The following is a 19,650-nucleotide window of genomic DNA, read 5'->3' on the forward strand; positions in this document are numbered from 1 at the left end:
TAAGTGTTTGTTTATTAAATACTGTGATCCTATTACCGCTTAAGCTTAACGAAATGGTATAAGCTTAAAACATAGTTCAAGAAGACCTTTTGGTATGTATGCAGTTAGAAAGAATAGAGATAGCTGGTTTTCGCGGGATTAAGCGTTTATCCCTGACTTTTGATGAGCTCACAACGCTTGTTGGGGAAAATACTTGGGGTAAATCCTCGCTCCTTGACGCACTCTCTATCGCACTGCCTAGTGACTGTGTGCCTTATGAATTTGTTATGCAAGATTTCCATGTTGACTACTCAATTGCAGAGCAACAGACCCAACACCTGCAAATTGTGTTGAGTTGGAAAGCCAGTTTCTCTGGTGAAGAACAAGCTGGACGCTATCGTAAAATAAAGCCGGTATGGATAACTGATGACGAAGGCACTAAGCGAATAATATATCGATTAAGCGCCACACGAGATCTCTTTAAAATCACCACCAACTATATGTTCTTAGATGCATCTGGCAATCAACTGCATTTACACCATGCCTATAAACTTGCTCAAGAATTGATGGCTCTTCACCCAGTCATACGATTGAAGGACGCAAGACGACAAGTCACGAATAACACTCAAAATGAAATCAACTCCCGAGCAGAAAAGCGGATTGAAAATACCTCAAGACGCTTATTGGCCATGCCTGGGCATGTGAACAAAGGAGAAATGCGCAGTAGTTTAAATTCCATGCAAAACCTTGTTGAACATTATTTTAATGTTCGTGGGCAAACTCGCGGGAATCCTAGGCGTCAGCGCGATAGAATTTTCTTTGGGAGCACAAGCCAAAACGACAAAAATGCGCTTATGGAGTTGGCAGATAAAACCAATAACAAACAGACGCGCTTGCTACTTATGGGTCTACTGAGCGCGTATCTACAAGCAAAAGGTCCGGCTGATTTAAGGCGTTGCGCTCGCCCCATACTGATTATTGAAGATCCGGAAGGACGTCTACACCCTACCCACTTGATACGTGCTTGGAGCATATTTCAACTATTGCCGATGCAAAAGATCATCACCACAAATAGCGGCGACCTTCTAAGCGCTGTGCCTTTAAGTACGATTAGGCGCCTGACTCGACATTCCGACCGAACAGTAGCGCATTCAATTTCAAATAAAAAGCTAACTGCAGACGAACTTCGAAAAATCGGATTCCATATACGCTTTCACCGCTCTAGTGCTTTATTTGCTCGGTGTTGGCTTTTGGTTGAAGGAGAAACGGAGGTTTGGCTTTTCAACGAACTCGCACGACTTCTCGATTACAACTTAGCCGCTGAAGGCGTGCAAATTATTGAGTTCGCGCAGTCTGGTTTGAAATCTTTAGTGAAAGTCGCGCAATCGTTCAATATCGATTGGCATGTCGTCACCGATGGCGATGCCGCTGGGAAAAAATACTCGGCATCAGTACGCAGCTTACTCAATCACGAACAAGAGCGTCACCGCTTAACCGAGCTTCCCGACAGAGACATCGAGCATTTCCTATACGCCAATGGATTTGAACCCTTTTTTCGTTCCCTTGTAAAAATCCCGATGGATCATCAAATTCCAGCCAAAAAAGTCATTGCGCGGGCTCTTAAAAAATACGCCAAACCCGATTTGGCGCTCGCCATTGTGAGTTACTGCGAAGATAACGGTACGGATAAAGTCCCATTACTGATTCGTTGGACCTTAAAACGAGTGGTTTCATTAGCGAACGGTAATCGCTAGTGGGCATCTTGCTTAGTCAGGTTTAGGTATTGGTGAAGTCGCTCCCCGCTCGCTTTCATTAAATAGCCAAATACTCCCCCCAATAAGAGCGATGGCACAACGAGTTGCCAGTTACCATTTGCAGCGAAAGTTGCACAGCAGCCAATGAACGTACCCGGAATATAACCAAACCAGCTTTTCTTAGCTTGTATACACATAAAAAATGCAACGATTGACGTGACGGCGTAACCGATAATTTCTAAGCTCAAGTAATCTGATAAGGTAATAATTACCATTGCCCAGAATACGCCAGATAAATTTGTAAGGAGAGAAGCACCAAGACCTTTCACACCGTCTTGTGGAGAAGCAAAGTAACTCGTGCAGCCAAGAAAACCAGCCCAACTTAGTAAACCTAAAGCGACAGATAGCCAACCCCAGATTCCGGAAAGAATGCCAGTTGTAAGTGCAATGGCAAATAGAACACTCATTGAAAAACCTGTATTGCAGTCAAAAAGAGATGTTATATAAACCGAGCAACATCGAATACGATCTAACTCACATTTATATATAGCGGTAAGGCGTGTATTACATAGAAATGTTAATGCAATCGATTTTATTGATGACGGCTATCATGTGTACCTATATGGAAATCGACTTAGCGGTGCACTACACCTGTGGTAAACCACCGGAGCGCATTGGAGTTAGAAAAACGACCGCTCGGGTCGCTTTATCAATATACATAATTTAGCGTTTCTTTTAACGCTGACTTAACTCGTTGCTATTGAAGAACCGTCACTACAAAAATGACGGTTTATTCTTCATCATACGAAGACCTTCTCTCTTAATACAATCCAGAAGTGGGTTATCAACCATGTCTGCCCGCCAAACAAAGGACAGCGTTCTTTCCATCTTCAGTTCTGGCACATTGAGCGCGACCAATTGACCGGATTCTATGAACCGCTCAACGTCTAGATAAGGAAGACAAGTAAGGTAAGGGCCATTTGCAACCATGCTTCGCAATACAGGTACGTGTTCGTATTCGCGCCAAACGTCTAAATCGGCAATTAAATTGTGAATGTTGCTATCAAAAACTTTTCGAGTACCAGATCCATGCTCTCGCAGTACCCATTTCGCCTGTTCGAGTTGAGCAAGGCTGACTTTATCTCGCTGGGCAAAGGGGTGATGAGCAGCAGCCACAACAGTCAGGTGATCTCTGCACCAAACTTCCTGATGGATTCTATTGTCGTCGCAACGTCCTTCTATCACACCTAAGTCGTATTTGTAATCCAACACGCCCTCAATAACACTGCGGGTGCTTTTCACTTTTAACGATATGCGCATCTCAGGAAAATCGTTATCAATAATACTGATAAGGTCTGGAACGAGATGTTCCGCAGGTGTTTGACTTGCACACAAGCGAACCTCACCACTTAATAAATGCTGGTCAAAAAAGCCCAGTTCTATCTGCTGCGCATCTTGCAAAAGTTTTTTTGCTTTAGGTCTAAGCCAAGTGCCCCAATGCGTCAACATCATTCTTTTACCTTGTCTCTCAAACAAAGGACGACCGAGCATTTTTTCAAGTTGAGCTAGAGACATACTTGTTGCGGATTGAGTTAACGAAAGATGATCTGCAGCTTGGCTAACACTTCCGGTGTCTGCCACTGCATCAAAGACTGCCAACTGTTTTAGTGAATAGCGCATAGATTTCCTTTTGAAATTCTTATCACCCCATATGACCTCAATAGAAAGCATTCTGAACTATTGGCACTGGGGTTCTTTTTTTGGTCATTTTACATGCATCTAAACTCTTATCAATAAAACTGATAAGGATCCTTAAAATTATCAATTTTTATCTGCTAACTAATCTCCCTATTCTGAATGTGAGCCATGCAACTACCGCATGAAACCATATAGGAGAACACGCCATGAACACGAGTCTAAGGAGCAAATATGCATGCACCTAACTCTTTAAACAAACCCATAAATACCCCTTCAGAGATGATGGGAGAAGCGGAAAAATATGCATTAAACAAAACGGCTAAGTCCACCAGCACAACGATTTATCTTGCCATGATGGCAGGCGCTTTCATCGGACTGGCTTTTCTATTTTATATAACAGTGACAACGGGCAGTGAAGGTGCTGCTTGGGGGTTGAGCAGGCTAGCAGGCGGAATTGCATTTAGCCTCGGTTTAATACTCATTGTACTTGGTGGAGGCGAACTGTTTACCAGTTCGGTACTGTCTGCCATTGCATTAGCGAACAAGCAAATATCAGTAAGTAAAATGCTGGCGACCTGGGGAAAGGTTTACATCGGTAATTTTCTTGGCGCGATGTTTTTGCTCGGATTGGTTGCCGCCGCTGGGTTATATCAGCTCGATCACGGTCAATGGGGCCTTAATGCGCTGAATATTGCCCAACACAAAGTTCACCATACGCCGCTACAAGCTTTCTCTCTCGGTGTTCTTTGTAATCTTTTGGTTTGCTTGGCTATTTGGCTTTCATTTTGCGCAACTAATGCGGCAACCAAAGCAGCCATGCTTGTTCTTCCTGTTGCCATGTTTGTTAGCAGCGGATTTGAGCATAGCGTAGCCAACATGTTTATGGTGCCACTGGGTATGGCTATTAAAGCATTCGCTTCGCCGGAGTTTTGGACTCAAGTAGGTGTGACACCTGGACATTACGCCGATTTGAATTGGATTCAATTCATCACTGCAAACCTGATTCCCGTCACTCTTGGCAACATTGTAGGAGGAGCGGTACTTGTCGGGCTTACAAATTGGTCGATTTACACAAGACCACAGCTAAAAGCCGCCCAAATTCATCCTATTACAACAACACAAACAACGTCTTCGCTTAAGGATTCCACTATGAACAGTAACGTAACAGTAAAAGAACTCATCACCCTTCCTTCCATTTCGCTTCCCGCGGATATGCCAACAGCGGACGCTGTCGATATACTGCTTGATTCTGGTCTTCAAGGCGCTGCTGTTACCGATAAAAATGAAAGGCTCGTAGGCTATTTTTCGATACACGATGTGTTGGTTGATTTATGGTGCCAAGACTACATTCCAGCGAAAGACCAAAAGGTCGTTGATTTGATGACGAGAGATGTGCTCGCATTGGATGCAAGCGATTCGCTTATTAACGTAGCAGAGTACGTGTGTATCGATAAAAATCAGCTTTATCCGACGACAAGTATGGGTATTGCTACCAGCTTCAGTAGCCTGTCATTGGAAGAGCGCGCAAAAGCGATGAAAGTGAACAAGCCTAAGTGCTACCCTATTCTTGAAGGCGATAAATTCATAGGTACCGTTACGCGAATGGATGTCATGCAAGCTCTTAGAACGGTTTACGGTGAGCGAGAGGAAACGCAAGAATCACGCTTAGAAATTGCTTAAATTATGATTCGCGCAGAATTAGATATAGAAATATAGAAAGAAACACTTAAAACAATGCCCCCATTAGCAAATAATCTAATGGGGGCATCAATTTTATTCGAAGCGATTTAATTACTTACGAATGCCTTCAACATGAAGTTCTAGGTCTACGTAGCTAGACGCACCCATTACCGCGATGTCGAAATCTTTAAGCTCTAGGCGAGTTGTACCAACAAAACCTGCACGATAACCGCCCCACGGGTCTTTACCTTCGCCAATAAAGTCTGCATCGATAGTGATTGGATTGGTTACACCGTGAAGTGTCAACTCACCTTCAATCGCCATTTTGCCGTTGCCTTTATCCGTCACTTTTGTGCTTTTGAAAGACGCTTGAGAAAACTTACCAGTGTTAATGAAATCAGAGCTACGTAAATGCTTATCACGCTCCGCATGGTTTGAATCTAAGCTTGTAGTGTCGATCACAACGTTAACTTTAGATGCAGAAACGTTGTTTGCATCGTATGAAAAGTCACCGCTGAAAGTGTTAAAGCGACCTTGGATAAAGCTGTAGCCAAGATGCGGAACTTTGAAGTTTACTGAGGCGTGTGCGCCTTTAGTATCAATATTGTAATCCGCTGCGCTTGCACCGAATGGCAAAGCCATTGCTAAAGCTAGCCCTGTGGCGAAAATCGATTTTTTCATTTTGAAACTCCTATCATTTTGCGTAGCGTGTCATCTTTGTCGATGAAGTGATGTTTAAGTGCAGCCGCAGCGTGAATTGCCACCAATCCTATTAAAGCGAAAGCCGCGTAATAATGGATCGTTCCTGCAATGTCAGGTTGATTGGCAAATAATTCCCCCATCGAGGGTACAACGAACCAATCGAATACTTCTATCCCACGATCATCTGCCGTTGAGATCAAATAGCCTGATGTAAACAATGTAAACAACAATAAGTACATCGCAATATGAGCTAACTTCGCCGCCAAAACCTCGTATGCTTTGCCTTCAATAGAAGGGTGGGCACTCAAATGTTTCCAAACTAAGCGAAACAACGTTACCAAAGCCAAAATCAATCCAATTGATTTATGCCAATACGGTGCCGTTTTATACCACTCACTATAGTAAGTTAGGTCAACCATCCATAAACCAACACCAAACAGCCCAAAGACTGAAAGTGCAGAAACCCAGTGTACGACTCTTGCAGTAAGCGAATAGTTTTTTGGAATGTTGCTCATTATGTTACTCATTATCATTATTTACCCAACTGTGTGGGTTATGTTTGCATTTGTGTTACCCAACCTTGGTTAGGTGCAACGAAGTATTTACCAAAAAGTACTTATCAAAAAGTAGTACAAACTGATTGACTCATTCGAAAAATTTGAACAATTTTGGGTGAACTATTAGAAATGAAGATGGTCGACAAATAATTTACAGTGTAAAAACACGAAACGATCCAGCTTTTAATTATTATTTTTCAATGCCATACAGCTCATCATCGATATCCGCAACTTTCCTTTCAATAACAGTCCTTGCATCGGTTAATGCTTGGTTATAAATCGCTGGTCCAGCCTTACTAATGAAAAAATCGAGTAAAAACTCTGCTTCAAATTGTCCAACCTCGGTATCCAGCTCATTTAATAAATACTCTTGAAGCTCTTCTACGAGTTCGTTCTTTTTCTTTCTTTCAATCTTTATCTCTGACATAGCCGTATGAGGTCTCGGTGGTTGTGAAATGAAAGTTTTTATTACCTTGAAGGGTCTAAAGTATTAGTACCTACATATCGGTAAATACGCAACGAATTGTACCAACATCAGGAGTTCCTTATGCTAATCCGGATCGCAAAATCATGGCAGTTAAAAGACAACGACATTACATCTGAAGCTGTCTATGACGATCGCCGCCAAGTTTTAAAGAAACTGGGGATTCTTGCTGCCACAGCACCAATAGCTGGGACAGCTAATGCTGGTATTTTTGATGTGTTTAAGTCAAAAGAAGCGGAACCCATTGTTGATCCCCGTAAACCTCTGAAGTCTGTGCCATCAAAATACAAAAATCGCACGCTTACGCTCACCCCTGAAGAAAAAATTCTGACATACAATAACTTCTACGAGTTCGGTACAGCCAAACACCAGCCCGCAGAAAATGCCAGAGGGTTCAAAACCGATCCTTGGCAGATAGAAATTGGTGGTGAAGTACATGAACCTTACACCATCGATTTTGCTGATATCCTAAATCAGTTTGCAATCGAAGACCGGTATTACCGATTCCGTTGTGTTGAAGCATGGTCGATGAACGTTCCTTGGCTTGGTTTTCCGATTAGCAAGTTAATTGAAAAAGCAAAACCAAAAGGGAATGCTAAATACGTCGCTTTCCAAACGCTTTACGACCCAGAAAGAATGCCTGGTCAAAAGTCCAGGCGCATCGGAGGGGGAATAAATTACCCTTACGTTGAAGGCTTAACAATTCAAGAAGCAATGCACCCTTTGGCTATTATGTCCGTTGGGCTTTATGGCAAAACCCTTGCGCCTCAAAACGGTGCACCGCTGCGTCTAATGGTGCCTTGGAAGTACGGTTTTAAGAGCATTAAATCTATTGTGAAAATCGTATTAACCGAACATCAGCCCCCAACAACATGGAATCAACTCGCAGCCCATGAATATGGCTTTTATGCCAATGTAAATCCACAAGTGGACCACCCTCGTTGGAGCCAAGCGTCAGAAAGGTTCATTGGCGAAGGCACTATTTTTAGTTCTTCAAGGCAGGATACGTTGATGTTCAATGGTTATGAGGATGAAGTAGCCAAACTCTATACTGGACTCGACTTGAACAGGAATTATTAATGACACTGAGCAACACACACATCATTGTGACCAAAGCACTCATTCATGTTGTTCAGTGGTTTTCACTCCTTTGGTTGTTCATGGCAGCAACCAATGGACACCTCGGTGCAGAACCAGTAGATGAAATCATTCATTTTACAGGTAAGGCTGCGCTGAATACCTTAATTGCCACCATGCTTATTACCCCTCTAGTTCGATGGTTAAAAATCGGGCAGCTAATCAGAACAAGGCGTTTACTTGGTGTATTTGCCTTTATGTGGGCCGCTTTGCATCTTTTAGCTTATGTTTCGTTGGATCTCGGCTACGAGTGGCTTTTGATACTCGATGAAATCATAACTCGCCCATACCTCATAGTTGGGGCACTCAGCTGGATTATCCTTTTGCTTCTTACAGTTACATCAACGAAACAAGCTCAAAGAAAGTTAAAAAAAAGGTGGCAAGCTTTGCATAATTGGGTCTATATCGCAGTCTTGCTTATACCAATCCATTATCTTTGGTCTGTTAAATCTGTAGGTATAGGACCCGTTTTATATCTAACATCTTCATTTTTACTACTATTATTTAGAAAAGATAAAGTAAAACGTTGGTTAGTAAAGTAAGGAGTCTTTGAGTTCTCCTTGCACTAGGAGAGCTCTGTTTGTTAAAAGATTTAGTCATTCAAGGATTGATTGATTTTCAGGAAGACTGCCTGAAATTATGCGAAAGCCATTACCCAACTGTGCATAATCGTGGCATGAGTGAGCATCACCTCGGTTTAGCGTTTGCTCGTAGAATGGCAAGCAAGTTTACAGAATATGATCACCCAAACTACTTCGAGTCCATAGAAAGCCTTCCGGTTCCTGACCAGCCTTTCCATTTCCGCGTATCCTCAGACATCGGGACTGTTTGGGTGCATAGCCACCATTTAATGAGTGCCAGTAAAAGCTGCCGGGAAAATATGTTAAGAGACATAAATCAATGGCAAGCTGAATATGGGTACGCCATACAACCGAATGATCTATTAGTTGTTATTGCCGATCACTGGTTTACTCGGGGAAAATGGAGCCGTGAGATATTAAGTTGGTGGAATACTGAACTTCCGAAGAACGAAGGAGAGTACAAAGAGCAAGGCGTCTTGTTATGGAAATCTGAGAGTTCGATCTACAAAGAACTGGAACAGCGGTTTTCTATTCGCCCTTGTTACCTTAGCTTTGCGCATCCCCTAAGAAAACCCAACACCAAAGACGCTATTCTTAAATACATACACCTCTACTCCATACTTGAATGGCATCGCTAGGCTCAATTTATAAATACTTTGCCCAAACTACCTAAACAACCCCCACTATTTGTCATCAAGTTTTAACATTTCGCAGTCAAGCTGAAATAAAACTCTTAAGTTGGCTGTGAAAAAACTAAAACGTTACCAATATGAACGCTACGCCGTTCTTTGCGAACTCGCCTACCCACGTACTTTTAAGCAAACCCGATACGGATTCGATCCTAACGGACAACGTGTCATTAACAACCGATTTGGAAAGGTGCTGATGCGCATTCTTTGGAGTCGTAACAGCGATGAAGTGATCATCGTTATAAAAGGGTCACACAACATTTGGGATTGGCTTCTAAACAGCGCAATGTGGCAAAAGTCCTGTAAATGCTGGGGGCTTCACTACTCTATTCACGCTGGGTTTCACTTCCTACTTACTCAAGAAAGTACGCCAGCGCATAAAAAAGATACGCTAGGTCGCTCAGTAATGGAGCGCGTCGAAGATATAGTGAAACCTTTAGTCGACGAGCAAGGAAAGAGAATAAGTATTACTGGTCACTCTTCGGGTGGAGCGATTGGTAACGTCTTGGCTGACTATTTAGAGACCCGTTATCCGAATTGCATTAAACGCGTAGTCACTTTTGGTCAACCAGCAGCTGGAAACTATCAGTTTAAAGCGCATTACAAACTGGCTAGAAGAACATACAGGGTATGCTGCGACCTCGATATTGTAACATTTATGCCACCCCTCCCTTTCGTGTATTGGCACGTCGGAAAGCTTTTGTGGCTATACAATGGGAAAATTTACGAAAACACTCCTACTGGGATCCGACTTTTACGTTCAATTCTAAGCTGGTTGATCCGCCCTTTCTCATACCATTTGATGAGGAAATATATTAGAAATAAAGACTTTTTTGATGAACGATAAATAATTCAAATAGTATTTTGATCAAATATAGATCTTAAGATCCCTATCAACGCTTTTTTTGATCTAAATACAAAATGTGTTTATTTAATTAATGAAGTTAGTGTTTGTTACAATTTTAATGAGAGCAGCTTCTAATTATATGTGAGCTTCGTTTGATATTTGAGCAACGGACTCATTTATAAATATTGTGACGAGTTCTATATTTTGTAAAAATAACTTCTTCTATGCACTTATTATTTATATTTATAGCAGCCATAAGAAATCATTATATTAACTATATATATCAACAAGTTAACAAATTAACTTTCAAATAAATCATTACAAGTCAATTAGGATTAGCATACCAAATAAATAGTCTTGACAATATTGATATTCTGCCCAAAATAGAGTGATGTTTTTAAGTATTTCGCTATTTTAATATATCGATCTTAGTATTGCCTTGAGCTTGTATGAAAGTATGATCTTATCTAATTCAGAAAATTTTACGCTGTGCCTTAAGCAAGACAAATCTGGTGAGCATTACGCAGAATACGATAACTTCGTATTGAGGAGTGTATTTCAGCCAATTTTCAATGCTGGCAAAGAAGTTATGGGGGTGGAAGCTCTTGTTAGAATTTCTGATCAGGAAGGTGAAACCATTCGACCGGACTTATTTTTTCATACCAACACATTTTGTATCGAAACTCGCATTGATGTAGAAGCACTAAGCAGAGCAATACACATACTCAATTTTGCTCAATCCAAACACCGAAATAAACAACTCTTCTTAAATGCCCTGCCCGACCCAGAACATAACCTGTTTCATGATTTGAGCCGCTCTGTATTAGTTAACAGACTCGACGAACTTAAAATCCGGACCAGGCAAATTGTTATTGAATTTGTCGAACTGCAAGTTAAAGACAATCAGATGTTATCTCGAGTGACTTCACTACTGACTCAAAATGGGTTTGGTATTGCGGTAGACGACTACGGTCAGCAAGCGTCTACAAAAGATAGAGTGAAGCTCATCAATCCCTCAATAGTAAAAATCGATAAGAGTCTAATGAATGACTTTATGGGTGGCATCGCATCCCCGCTCCTTTCTGCGCTTAGAGTTGCCACAGAAGTCGGTGCAAAAACCGTTATTGAAGGTATCGAATCGAAGGAACAATTCGAAAACATGGTCTCGTTGAACATTGACATGTTCCAAGGCTATCATTTGGCTCATCCAGAACCTTTGCATTCCGTTAACTGAGTTAAAGCAAAATCCCCTCAAGAAGCAGTTTTGTGCCGAATACCAATAGGCAGACATAGCATACTTGATATATAAACTTTTCTGATACTCTGTGGAGCAACCAAACACCCATATAGACACCAATAGGGGCTAACGGCACTAAAACAAATGCCGTCATTAGATTTTCCTTTGAGAAACTTCCTAACATCCCATAAGGCACGAGCTTTATTCCGTTCAGAATCCCAAACAAAACTGCCATAGTACTTACAAGAACTACCTTATCTAGCTTTAAAGGCAGTAAGTAAATGGTTGCGGGTCCACCCCCCGAATGAATAGCCGTACTAGAGAACCCACACAAACAACTCCAGATTATCCGCCATTTTGGATGTTTAAAAAACGTATGGTCACTTATGCCAAACCAATACAAACAGCAAAATAAAACGGATATCCCTCCTATCAACACTTTAATCAAATCTATAGATAACATTTCTAAAAGCAGACCAGCCGCAGCGATACCAAGTATTGCCCAAGCGAGCATCGAGCGGATCACGGAGTAATTTGCAGTTTTGTAATGATGCTTTACAGCAAAGATATCCATTACGATCAGAATGGGTAGCAATATTGAGGCAGCTTGAAGAGGGGAAATAGTCAGCGACATCATAGGAACTGAAATGCTCCCAATGGCACCACCAAACCCACCTTTCCCTATTCCATAAATTAAAATTGCAGGGATGGCAACTAAGTAAAAAAATGGGTCAACGATCATTTATCTCTTGCTGCCCAGTGAAACCCGCGCCTCATTAATTCGTCGATTTGAGAGTATTCTAGCTCTCTAATTGTGTGACCCACAGAGCAATAAAACACCTTGCCTTGGTCCCAACGTCTACGCCAAGCGATGGGCATTTTAGTGCCTTCTATCCAATGAAGGTGCTCGCCACTAAATTCAGTCGAAGCCAATACATCATTACTTGGATCTACCAACATGTAGTATTGCTCGCCATACATAGTGAAATCAGAGAGATTGTCTGTAATTCCATCTTCAGAGTCGTGAAATCGGATCGGATAGTGAATGAAATCATCAGAAGGAATTGGATTGTCCGGCCAACCGGGTGGATGAGCGACAAACTGCCCACCAATTAGGAAATGATAGGTTGGGTGATCTCTAAAAGCGTCTCCCATGTGTCCATGCCATCCTGCGATTCCACATCCTCCTGCAATCGCAGCTAATAAACCTTGCTCTTCCTCTCTCGAAATATTTCCGAATTCTTCTTGGTGGCTGCTTCTAGCGCTCGACCAGATAGGAATGATTAAGTCGATATCCGAGGTCAAATCACGATCCAGTAATGGAGAAAATGAATCATACACAACCACCTCAAACCCTTCATCTTTCAAAAGATTCGTTGCCCAAGTACAAAATGCTTCAGGAGTATGCCCCTCCCATCCACCTACAAACAATGCTGCTTTCTTCATTAATTTGTCTCCTTTTTGTTTCGTTGTTTGCGATAATTTGCCATTCTTGCCATGTCTTGCTCACCATAGCCAGCTTGGCTTGCCAAACATAATTGTTGATGGTTGATCGACATTTGAGGAACATCCACATCAGCTTTATTGGCCAGTTCAATCGCTAGCCTCATGTCTTTCTTCGCAAGATCGAGAGCAAACGTCACTTCATCCTCCACTCCTAAATAAAGAGGTGTACGAAAGCGCATCATAGGTGAGCCTGCTGCACTGAGATTAAGAAGTTCAAGCAACGCTTCATATTTAATGTTTAGCGGTTCAGCGAGTGATAGAATTTCCGCAATGATTTGGTTTTGGCTGTGAATAACACTGTTGATCAGCAATTTAGCAACGTGCCCAAGTGTAGGAGCTCCCATAAGAAAAGTTTGCTTCCCCATCAGACCAAAACACGCTTGCAACGTGCTGTTTCTTAATTCGTTAGTACCTAGCATAAAAACCAATTCGCCTTTTTCAGCAGCGTCTAAACTGCCTGACACTGGCGCATCAATGTATTGCACTCCATTTTCTGAGGCTGAAAGGTGCAATCGTTTTGATGTGGGTTCGCCGATAGTACTCATTTCAATCCAATAACGAGATCGCATGGAGCCAGAAAGGACGCTGTTTTTGTTTGTTAAATAAACACTTTCTACAGCTTTATCATCCGAAAGTATGGAGAAAACCATGTCACAGTGGCTAGCGATTTCCACCGGACTCTTAGCTATTTGGACAGAACCAAAGCGCGCTCGTAAATCCAAACTGGTTTGAACAGTTCGGTTATAAACCATCAACGAAATACCATTGGCAGCAAGATTTGAAGCCATAAGCCGCCCCATTTTTCCTAACCCAATAAATCCAATCTTCATGTAAGCATTCCTTTAATTTGGCACAATAAGTCATACACACCGTTTTCAAATCTTGATTCGCTATTTTTAAGACATAACTAGCCTAGAGCGCTAGCGAGCGCTCCAAAGATATGAGTAAAGTTATTGACCAGTAATCGCAGTGACTAGCGCACCTTCCGAGACTTCTTCTGAGGTGAATGTTTTGACCAGTTTTCCTTCATACATTGCGAGTATTTGGTCGCTTACACCGAGCACTTCAGGCATTTCAGATGAGATCACAAGTACGGCCAAGCCTGAGCGTGCTAACTCTCGAATAAGGGTATGAATTTCCGATTTTGAACCCACATCAATACCGCGTGTAGGCTCATCTAATATGAGTACCTTCGGCTGAATAGACAGCCATTTCCCTATAACGACTTTTTGTTGATTACCGCCACTCAGGTTGCCTACGGGATAAGAACCATCAGGTGATTTTATTGATAACTGCTGTGCGTAATCATCGTATATTTTTCCTTCCTTCCCCTGAAGTAACCATCCAAGCACAGAAAGCCTATCGACTTGAGCGATCGTCATGTTATCGCGACAACTCATTTCAAGAACAAGGCCTTGTTCTTTCCTATTTTCAGGAACCAGAGCGATCCCCGTATCAACGGCTACTTTACTGTCAGAAATAATGATTCGCTCGCCATTAAAGGTAATGTAGCCACTCTCTGGATTTCTTAATCCAAACAATGTCTCTGCGATTTCAGTTCGTCCCGCTCCAACTAACCCGTACATACCCACTACCGTTCCCTTTTTTAAGTCGAAACTGATGTCTTCGTAGTAAGGTTTCAGAGTTAACTTATTCACTTCAAGAACGGTCTCTCCGCCTAATTGAGGGTCAATACAGCCACTCTTATCAAGCTCCCGACCAATCATTAGCGCGGTTACGTCTTGCTCGTTTGTTTTGGCTGTTTCTAGCGTTCCGCGGTATTCGCCATCCCGAAGTACGGTGAGCCTATCGGACAGGGTAAAAATCTCATCCATCCGATGCGATATGTAAGCAATCCCTACTCCTGATTTTTTAAGTTCGTTGATCATGTCGAACAACACGACTTTTTCGTAGTCCGTTAACGACGCTGTAGGTTCATCAAAAATGACTATTTTTGGGGTGAACACCAACGCTCTAGCAATCTCAACCATGTACTTCTTTGCAATGGTCAGATCTGCTACTTTGTCGTTAGCTTTAAAATCACAATTTAGTCGAGACAATATTTCTGAACTTCTTCGATTCAGCGTTTTGCTGTCGACAAATCCAAGCCCGAAGCGCGGTAACATGCCTAAGAAAATGTTTTCTGCGACAGTAAGATCTTCGACAAGCGAAAGCTCTTGGTGAATCATTAAAATACCCTGATTTCTCGCATCCATAGGAGTTTTGAGGAGTACAGGGGTTCCATCTATCCGTACTTCTCCGTATTCTGCCTGATAGATCCCAGAAAGGACTTTCATCAACGTCGATTTACCCGCACCATTTTCCCCAAGTAACGCATGTACTTCACCTGAGCGAATATCAAAGCTCACATCATTCAATGCCACGACACCCGGAAACTCTTTACGTACACCCTTTAGCTCTAACGTTGGTGTATTAGGTTGTTTTTTTTCGGATGCTATTACGACTGATGTTGTTACGTCTTCTTCTATTAACGTACTCATGCCGTTACCCCTTTACTGCCAGATTGATTCACCTTCTTGTCAATAAACAAAACTAAAATCAAAATTGAGCCCATAATAACTAACACATAAAATGCAGGTACTTGGAGCAAGTTCAATCCATTACGTAATATGCCAATAGCGAGTACACCGCCTAGTGTCCCAATAATACTCCCTGCACCGCCTGTTAACCTTGTGCCTCCTAAAACAACAGCGGTGATTGTCCACAATTCAAAATCTCGCCCGAGATTTGGGGTTGCAGCCCCCATTTGAGTTGATAAAGTCACACCTGCAAATGCAGCAAAGAAGCCAACCAACACAAAGTTAATTACCATGTGAGGACCGACTCGAATCCCCGAATCAATCGAAGACTTTCTATTCCCTCCAACGGCGTATACATTGCGTCCATGAACGGTATATTTAAGTACGATATGCATAAGTAGAGTGGCGACTAAAAACAGCAGAGCCAACGTGGGGAAACCGAAAACATCGCTACTGCCAAAATCTGAATACGCAAAGTCGAGTGCATAAAAAGACTGCTCTTGCGTGTATACAAAAACAAGCCCGCGTACACCAATCATTGCCCCTAAAGTCACAATGAATGCGTCAACACCGGTTTTCCACACCAAAACACCATTTAAAAACCCTAACAAGGCGCCGGCACCTAGAGCAGCAATTACAGCAAGTGGAATTCCAATGCTTCCTTGTAAATCGACGGCTAAACTCGCCGAAAGTGCTACTACGGCACCAACAGAAAGGTCGATATTTCCGTTGATCATTACGTAAGTCATGCCTAACGCAATGAAACCGATCGTCGACGTTTGGATCAGAATGTTTTGAAAGTTAGTCACATCAAAGAAGTGCTCGGACGCAAAGCTGAATACGAAAATTGAAACAAGTACAAAAATCCAAATCGGCTGCGCGGTTAAGAATGTTTTTAGCTGATTCATGCTTCCCTCTTTTTACTCAGTATTTGGTAAACAAGCTTCCGCGCTTAGAGCCCACGTCGAGCCAAACCGCTAAAATGATCACAGCCCAAGTCACGAGCCACTGAGCGTAATATGGGTAACCCATAAGCAGTAAACCATTTTGGATAAAGCCCAGCATCAATACCCCAATAACCGTTTTCACTATACTTCCAGAACCACCAAGCAAGCTTGTACCACCTAAAATGATGCCCGCTAAAACAAGTAACTCATACCCTTGACCAACGTTGTTTTGTGAGCCCATCACTCTTGACCCTAAGATGAGCGCAGCAACGCCAGTAGAAAGCGCTGAAAGAATGTAAGTAGTAAAAACTAATTTGCTTCGACGAATTCCCGAATAAGTTGTAGCGAGAGGATTTCCACCCAACGAAAAAACTTTTCTTCCGTAAGATGTTTTCTTTAACAAAAGCTCATACACAATAGCTAAAACCGCAAAGATGATAATTGGAACCGCAATTGGTCCTATGAACCCTCTGCCAAAAAATGCAAACCACGTGTCTTCTTGGTTAGCAATATCGACATTTTGACCGCCGGTATACACCAAAATAATGCCTTGAATTGCCGAAAGCATACCAAGTGTCACGATAAGAGAATTGAGCCTAAGATATCCAATGAGAAAACCATTAATTGCACCGATAAGGAGCGTAAAAACAAACATGAAGAGAATGGCTTGAGAAGGACCAACCTTGTCATGCAAATCGACGACGATAACCGTCGAAAAAGACAGAAGTGATCCCACTGAAAGGTCGAGGTTTCCACCAATGACAACAATTGTGACGCCCAGAGCAATCGTTCCTATGATGGACGCTTGGCGAATCACCGTCATAAAATTATCGGTACTTAAGAAACGTTCAGAAAATACAGAGAAAACCACGATAGACAAAAGGAAAGCCACACTGATTCCGTGCTTAGCCATCATCTTACTCAACGAATGCTGAGGTAAGGGTTCATCAACCGATGGTTGTTTTTTACTTTCGTCATTTTTCTTATAGGTTTGTGCTGGTGGAGAGTCCATTGTCATACCGCTACCTTAGAAATGAAATTGATACGGTCCGAATAGATACTTTAAGAACTAAAATACAAACTCATTAACCATTAAGCTATTAAAGTGCAGTCCTCAAGATTCGCTTAACACTATCTTGATTTCCCTGCATAAGTTTTCAAAACGAGACCGTGGTATATCTGTGGCTTATCGAAACGCATCACGTTTCACTATCAATAAGCCACATCCATTACCGTCTACCTTTATAGCTTCTATTTGTTATATAGCTTCTATTTGCACAATTAGAAAACTGGTTTGGTAAATTGAGACATGTTGTCTTGGGTGATTTTTGGTGTATCAAAGTAGTTCTGCTTAGGTACCTCTTCACCATTCGCTACCGAAATAGCCGTCGCTAGTGCGTTTTTTGCGTCATCGACAGGAGATTGATATACCGATCCCCAATATTCACCGCGTCCCATGGCCTCATAACCAACAGCAAAATTGGTGGCACCAATGAATGCAATCCCTTCGCGATTTGCGGCTTTAGCAGCATTTAGCGCACCGACTCCCATGTTATCGTCGCCAGAGTACACGCCGTCGATGTTGTCGTATTTGGTTAAGAAGTTTTCCATAACACGCTGAGATTTTTCTCTATTCCAATCACCAGGTTGAGTTTCCATAATCACGACTCCAGGGCACGCCTCAGCCAATCGATCCTCAAAACCTGATTGTCTCTCGATTGCAGTGGTATAACCGGGTTGCCCTGAAATCTGCACGATTTTGCCTTTACCATCTAATGCATCACACATCATTTCCGCAGAATAAGCACCTTGAACAATATTGTTTGGACCAGAAAATGAAGCAATAAATTGCTGACCTTCTTCAGCGACATTTGAGTTAGTCACAACAACGGGAATACCGGCTTTTTTTGCTTTTCGGATGACAGGAACAACGGCTTTACCATTGGTCGGCCATATGATGATCACGTCCACTTTTTGCTGTATGAGATCCTGCATTTGGGCGATTTGACGAGCGACATCACCACCCGCATCCAGTACGACCGTCTTTACATTGCTCGTATTCGCCGCGGCTTCTTTAAACGCTTTTTCATAAGTGGTTTGGTAAGAATCGACCCCAACATTATTTTGGGTAATACCAATAACAAGATCTTTTGCAGTAACACCAAAAGCTGCTGATGCAGCCATTGAGGCTAATAGCGTTATTTTTACCGTTTTCATTGTTAACTACTCCTTGTTCACGTTATTGAGTGCCCTCTACCGCATACATCCCAATAATTCGGTCCTCAGGCACTTTCTTTATCTCTTCGTTTTATTGCATCACCATACCGCCATCAATCATGATCAGCTGTCCGGTCATGTAATCTGAATCCGGACTTGCTAAAAATGCAGCAGTACCCAGCACATCTTCTGGGTATGAATATCTGCCCAGTAAGATCATGTCTTCAGCAAGCTTATCCATTGATTCACCGGGTTTTTCGAATTTACCTATCGCCACCAAATCCTTGTCTAGTTGCTCCCATAATTCGGTTCTCACTACACCGGGACCATAGCCATTTACGGTAATGTTGTGCTGAACGAGTGCTTTAGCGCCACCATTAATCATGGCAAGAACTGCGTGTTTACTGCACGAATATGGAACAACATCATCAAAAGCCATACGAGACACAATTGAGCCGACATTTATAATTTTGTAGGGTTCTTTCTGTGGCCCTTGCTTAATCATCTGGCGAGCAGCTTCCTGCATTCCCATCAGACAGCCAAGCCCGTTAACGGTCATAATCTGATGCCAGTTTTCTTCAGTGATATCCATGAACATAAGCGGCTTGTTGATTCCTGCATTGTTAAGCATCACGTTAATTGAGCCAAATGCCGCAACCGTTGCTTCTACACCGGCAGCGATGTCTTCTCTTTTTGTGACATCCATCTTTACCGCAATCGCCTCACCACCAGCAGCCTCAATTCTCGACACTACTTCTTTACATCCTTCAATGTTTAGGTCAGCAACACAGACTTTGGCACCTTGTGCTGCATAATTTTCAGCAATAGCAGCGCCCATGCCTCTGGCAGCACCTGTGATCAGAACATGCTTTCCTTTGAGTCTGTTTATATCCACAATTCATCTCCTTTCTGTGTCAACTCAACTTTAATCTTAGTCATACCAAAAGCTCTGGTTTCATACTTCACACAAACCTTTAAATTTATTTTTTAAACCAACATTGCAAACGTTTGCATTGTTTTTGAAAATTTTTTTGCTTAGAAAGTTACAAATAGAATAGCTATTTACATATTTTTTACATCCCCTTTTTTGACTCA

20 protein-coding genes are annotated in these 19,650 nt (G+C 42.2%); 7 read left to right on the plus strand and 13 right to left on the minus strand.

Annotated features, from left to right (window positions below):
* The first annotated feature begins 98 nt into the window (after positions 1-98).
* Positions 99-1,733 (plus strand): ATP-dependent endonuclease, encoded by a 1,635-nt coding sequence (locus LDO37_RS23585; protein ID WP_101115023.1) that lies wholly within the window; start codon positions 99-101, stop codon positions 1,731-1,733.
* Here the strand turns inward: LDO37_RS23585 and LDO37_RS23590 are convergent.
* Entirely contained in the window at positions 1,730-2,200 is a 471-nt protein-coding gene (locus LDO37_RS23590; protein ID WP_101115022.1) for a DUF1097 domain-containing protein, read from the minus strand. The genes LDO37_RS23585 and LDO37_RS23590 overlap by 4 nt on opposite strands.
* Before the next feature lie 307 nt (positions 2,201-2,507).
* Positions 2,508-3,413: a LysR substrate-binding domain-containing protein gene (locus LDO37_RS23595; protein WP_126609291.1), complete on the minus strand. Its 906-nt coding sequence runs from the start codon at positions 3,411-3,413 to the stop codon at positions 2,508-2,510.
* Positions 3,414-3,662: 249 nt separating this feature from the next.
* On the opposite strand from LDO37_RS23595, the gene focA reads away from it, so the two are divergent.
* A complete protein-coding gene (gene focA / locus LDO37_RS23600) occupies positions 3,663-5,111 on the plus strand; it encodes a formate transporter FocA (protein WP_126609290.1) in 1,449 nt (482 codons plus the stop codon).
* 111 nt (positions 5,112-5,222) lie between these two features.
* On the opposite strand, the gene LDO37_RS23605 is transcribed toward focA, so the two are convergent.
* From LDO37_RS23605 to LDO37_RS23615, 3 genes are all read right to left on the minus strand, one after another.
* Positions 5,223-5,792, minus strand: a complete 570-nt coding sequence (locus LDO37_RS23605; RefSeq protein WP_126609289.1) for a YceI family protein — start codon at positions 5,790-5,792, stop codon at positions 5,223-5,225.
* On the minus strand, positions 5,789-6,328 hold the full coding sequence (locus LDO37_RS23610) for a cytochrome b (protein ID WP_126609288.1): 540 nt from the start codon (positions 6,326-6,328) through the stop codon (positions 5,789-5,791). Before LDO37_RS23610 ends, LDO37_RS23605 begins: the two co-directional genes overlap by 4 nt.
* Positions 6,329-6,560: 232 nt before the next feature.
* Complete coding sequence (locus tag LDO37_RS23615) at positions 6,561-6,797, minus strand: DUF2164 domain-containing protein (RefSeq protein ID WP_126609287.1); 237 nt, start codon at positions 6,795-6,797, stop codon at positions 6,561-6,563.
* A gap of 120 nt (positions 6,798-6,917) precedes the next feature.
* On the opposite strand from LDO37_RS23615, the gene msrP reads away from it, so the two are divergent.
* The 5 genes from msrP (at position 6,918) to LDO37_RS23640 (ending at position 11,342) form a co-directional block, all read left to right on the plus strand.
* Positions 6,918-7,934 carry a protein-methionine-sulfoxide reductase catalytic subunit MsrP gene (msrP, locus tag LDO37_RS23620; protein WP_126609286.1) on the plus strand — a complete coding sequence of 339 codons (1,017 nt, stop codon included), beginning with the start codon at positions 6,918-6,920 and terminating at the stop codon, positions 7,932-7,934.
* On the plus strand, positions 7,934-8,533 hold the full coding sequence (locus LDO37_RS23625; protein WP_126609285.1) for a protein-methionine-sulfoxide reductase heme-binding subunit MsrQ: 600 nt from the start codon (positions 7,934-7,936) through the stop codon (positions 8,531-8,533). Before msrP ends, LDO37_RS23625 begins: the two co-directional genes overlap by 1 nt.
* Positions 8,534-8,571: 38 nt before the next feature.
* Positions 8,572-9,210 (plus strand): hypothetical protein, encoded by a 639-nt coding sequence (locus LDO37_RS23630; RefSeq protein ID WP_126609284.1) that lies wholly within the window; start codon positions 8,572-8,574, stop codon positions 9,208-9,210.
* A gap of 106 nt (positions 9,211-9,316) precedes the next feature.
* Positions 9,317-10,108: a lipase family protein gene (locus LDO37_RS23635; protein WP_224055459.1), complete on the plus strand. Its 792-nt coding sequence runs from the start codon at positions 9,317-9,319 to the stop codon at positions 10,106-10,108.
* A 457-nt stretch (positions 10,109-10,565) separates the two neighbouring features.
* A complete protein-coding gene (locus tag LDO37_RS23640; protein ID WP_126609192.1) occupies positions 10,566-11,342 on the plus strand; it encodes an EAL domain-containing protein in 777 nt (258 codons plus the stop codon).
* A 1-nt stretch (position 11,343) separates the two neighbouring features.
* Here the strand turns inward: LDO37_RS23640 and LDO37_RS23645 are convergent, their stop codons facing one another.
* The 8 genes from LDO37_RS23645 to LDO37_RS23680 all read right to left on the minus strand — a co-directional run bounded on the left by LDO37_RS23645 (position 11,344) and on the right by LDO37_RS23680 (position 19,450).
* Positions 11,344-12,087, minus strand: a complete 744-nt coding sequence (locus LDO37_RS23645; RefSeq protein WP_126609193.1) for a sulfite exporter TauE/SafE family protein — start codon at positions 12,085-12,087, stop codon at positions 11,344-11,346.
* Positions 12,084-12,791 (minus strand): ThuA domain-containing protein, encoded by a 708-nt coding sequence (locus LDO37_RS23650; protein WP_126609194.1) that lies wholly within the window; start codon positions 12,789-12,791, stop codon positions 12,084-12,086. Before LDO37_RS23650 ends, LDO37_RS23645 begins: the two co-directional genes overlap by 4 nt.
* Positions 12,791-13,681, minus strand: coding sequence for an NAD(P)-dependent oxidoreductase (locus LDO37_RS23655; RefSeq protein WP_126609195.1), 891 nt, complete (start codon positions 13,679-13,681; stop codon positions 12,791-12,793). The genes LDO37_RS23650 and LDO37_RS23655 overlap by 1 nt, the downstream gene beginning before the upstream one ends.
* Before the next feature lie 120 nt (positions 13,682-13,801).
* Positions 13,802-15,352: a sugar ABC transporter ATP-binding protein gene (locus tag LDO37_RS23660; RefSeq protein WP_126609196.1), complete on the minus strand. Its 1,551-nt coding sequence runs from the start codon at positions 15,350-15,352 to the stop codon at positions 13,802-13,804.
* Positions 15,349-16,299 carry an ABC transporter permease gene (locus tag LDO37_RS23665; RefSeq protein WP_126609197.1) on the minus strand — a complete coding sequence of 317 codons (951 nt, stop codon included), beginning with the start codon at positions 16,297-16,299 and terminating at the stop codon, positions 15,349-15,351. The genes LDO37_RS23660 and LDO37_RS23665 overlap by 4 nt, the downstream gene beginning before the upstream one ends.
* A gap of 16 nt (positions 16,300-16,315) precedes the next feature.
* Positions 16,316-17,356 (minus strand): ABC transporter permease, encoded by a 1,041-nt coding sequence (locus LDO37_RS23670; RefSeq protein WP_224055460.1) that lies wholly within the window; start codon positions 17,354-17,356, stop codon positions 16,316-16,318.
* A gap of 263 nt (positions 17,357-17,619) precedes the next feature.
* Positions 17,620-18,555 (minus strand): sugar ABC transporter substrate-binding protein, encoded by a 936-nt coding sequence (locus LDO37_RS23675; RefSeq protein WP_126609198.1) that lies wholly within the window; start codon positions 18,553-18,555, stop codon positions 17,620-17,622.
* Positions 18,556-18,646: 91 nt separating this feature from the next.
* Positions 18,647-19,450 (minus strand): SDR family NAD(P)-dependent oxidoreductase, encoded by an 804-nt coding sequence (locus LDO37_RS23680; RefSeq protein ID WP_126609199.1) that lies wholly within the window; start codon positions 19,448-19,450, stop codon positions 18,647-18,649.
* Positions 19,451-19,650: the final 200 nt, after the last annotated feature.

Source organism: Vibrio penaeicida (genome assembly GCF_019977755.1).
Taxonomy (GTDB): domain Bacteria; phylum Pseudomonadota; class Gammaproteobacteria; order Enterobacterales; family Vibrionaceae; genus Vibrio; species Vibrio penaeicida.